Here is a 2,375-nt window from a genome sequence, read left to right as displayed (position 1 = left end):
CCCCCACCCCGGGCACATAGGGAATCTGCAAATAATGGGCGAATTTCACGTGTCCGGTAAGGTAGGCCAGGAGTCCATAGACCCCGGCCACCACCATGAAGGGCACAATGGCCAGGCCATCCAGACCATCGGTAAGATTCATGGCGTTGGAGGTGCCCACCACCACCAGAAAGAGGAAGGGGAGATAGAGCAGACCGAGTTCCGGATGGAGCGTCTTCAGGAAGGGAAAAACGAGCTCATCGGAAAGGCCCACCACCCGAAAGAGAAGGAACCAGAGTCCGACCACCAGTACGGCCTGAACCAGGAGTTTCTCCCGGGCCCTCAGCCCCAGATTGCGGCCCCGGGTAAGTTTGAGGTAATCATCCACAAACCCCAGGAAACCGAAGCTCAGGAGAGTCCCCAGGGCCAACCAGAGATAGGGATTGGTGAGATTGCCCCAGAGGAGGACCGCCAGGGTAACCGCAGCGATCATTACCACCCCTCCCATGGTGGGGGTGCCGGCCTTGGTGTGATGGCTCTGCGGCCCCTCCTCCCGGATAACCTGCCCCATACGTTTGCGACGAAAGTAGGCGATAAACCGGGGCATCAAAAAGAAGACCAGCAGGCCGGCGGTAACCGTGGCGTAAAAAGTACGGAAGGTAATGTACCGGAATACGTTAAAGGGCCCGAACCACTCACGAAGCGGATAAAGCAGATGATAAAGCACCCCTTATTCCTCCCGCAGTTTTTCCACCACTCGTTCCAGGCCCATGGCCCGCGAACCCTTGATCAACACCGCCGCCCCGGCAGGGAGATCCAGCTCCGGCAGAAGCTCCTCCACCCGGGCATAGGCCCGGGTCTGCGCCCCCACCTTGCTTGCGGCCCGGGCCACCAGCGAGGCGTATTCCCCCACCGCCCAGACCCATCGGGCTATCCTTCCGGCCATATATCCTACGCTTTCGTGAAAGCGTTCGGCCTCATCTCCTAGCTCGAGCATATCCCCCAGAATGACCACCCGGGGCGAGAACTCCTGAGCCACCTCCCAGAAGGTCTTGAGCGCTTCGTACATGGACCCCGGATTGGCGTTATAGGTATCATCCAGGAGAAAATATTTTTTGGTGCGAAGGGGACGGAGCCTCCCGGGCACCGGTTTCATCTCGGCCAGGGCGGAAAGGGCCTCCTCCGGTGACACCCCGAACACCAGCCCCGCTGCCACCGCCGCCAGGGCGTTCCGCACGAAGTGGTCTCCCAGAAAGGAAATCCTGACCCCGGGGAACCGTTTTTCCTCCACCCAGAGGGTAAACTCCGTACCCTCCGGCCGCACCCGTATATCCTCGGCCCGCACCTCGGCCTCGATATGCAGGCCATAGGTGATGCGGGCCTGGGGGAGATCCCGGCTCCGGCGGTAAAGTTCCTCTTCGTCTCGATTCACGATAATCCGGGCTGTTTCCGGCAACTCGGCGTAGAGCCGAAACTTCTCCTCCAGCACCCGCTCCACCGAACCCAGCCCCTCCAGATGCGCCGGGCGAACATTGGTAATAAGAGCCGCCACCGGGTCCAGGATCTCGCGCAAACGGGACATTTCTCCGGGAACACTTATTCCCAGCTCGAACACCCCTATCTCGGTATCCGGCGGGACGGCAAGTACCGAAAGAGGAAGCCCTACCAGATTGTTGAAGTTTCCCGGGTTCCGAAAGACCCGAAAGCGACGTGAAAGCACCGCCGCACACATTTCCTTGGTACTGGTCTTGCCGCAGGAGCCGGTAATGGCCAGGGCCCGGAACCCCTGTTTATGCTTGTAATATCGGGCTATCTCCCCCAGAGCCTGAAGTGTATCCCGCACCAGAATCACGGAAACGGTCCTGGGAAATTCCTCTAATTCCAGATCCCCCGGGATCCGCGAGAGGACCAACCCCTTGGCCCCGGCTTCCACGGCCTGGCGCCAGAATTCGTGCCCATCGAAACGTTTTCCCCGGAGGGCCACAAAGAGTTCCCCGGGACGCAGGGTTCGGGTATCCGTGGAGACCCCGGAAAAGACGATCCCCATGTCCCCGTTAAGAAGCATTCCCCCGGTGGCGCGTATTACTTCCTCGGTATCAAGAAAGTTCCTGGACAAGTCTCTTCACCTCCTCCCGATCGGAAAAAGGGATACGCCGTCCGGCGATCTCCTGGTAATCCTCGTGCCCCTTTCCGGCCACCAGGAGCACATCCCCGGGGCCGAGGGCTAGCAGGGCCCGGCGCAGGGCCATACGGCGATCCGGCTCCACCTCCCGGGGAGCCCCTCCGTTCATACCGGAAAGGATCTCCCGAATAATATCCCCGGGGTCCTCCTCGCGGGGGTTGTCCGAGGTAACGAAAACCCGGTCGGAGAGCCTGGCTGCCACCCGCCCCATCTG

The 2,375-nt window shown here is 60.7% G+C and carries 2 protein-coding genes and 1 pseudogene; all 3 read right to left on the bottom strand.

Annotation, left to right across the window (positions count from 1 at the left end):
• A partial coding sequence (mraY, locus tag F8J34_RS01905) for a phospho-N-acetylmuramoyl-pentapeptide-transferase (RefSeq protein ID WP_297055986.1) occupies positions 1-706 on the bottom strand: 706 nt, incomplete at its 3' end.
• 3 nt (positions 707-709) lie between these two features.
• Positions 710-2,095, bottom strand: a complete 1,386-nt coding sequence (gene murF / locus F8J34_RS01900) for a UDP-N-acetylmuramoyl-tripeptide--D-alanyl-D-alanine ligase (protein WP_297055983.1) — start codon at positions 2,093-2,095, stop codon at positions 710-712.
• Positions 2,076-2,375, bottom strand: a pseudogene (locus F8J34_RS01895) (UDP-N-acetylmuramoyl-L-alanyl-D-glutamate--2,6-diaminopimelate ligase); the annotation flags it as partial. The gene murF and the pseudogene F8J34_RS01895, both read right to left, overlap by 20 nt.

Source organism: Thermosulfurimonas sp. (assembly GCF_015491435.1).
Lineage (GTDB): Bacteria > Desulfobacterota > Thermodesulfobacteria > Thermodesulfobacteriales > Thermodesulfobacteriaceae > Thermosulfurimonas_A.
The sequence above is the reverse complement of the archived record's forward strand: the minus strand, read 5'-3'. Positions and strand labels throughout refer to the sequence as shown.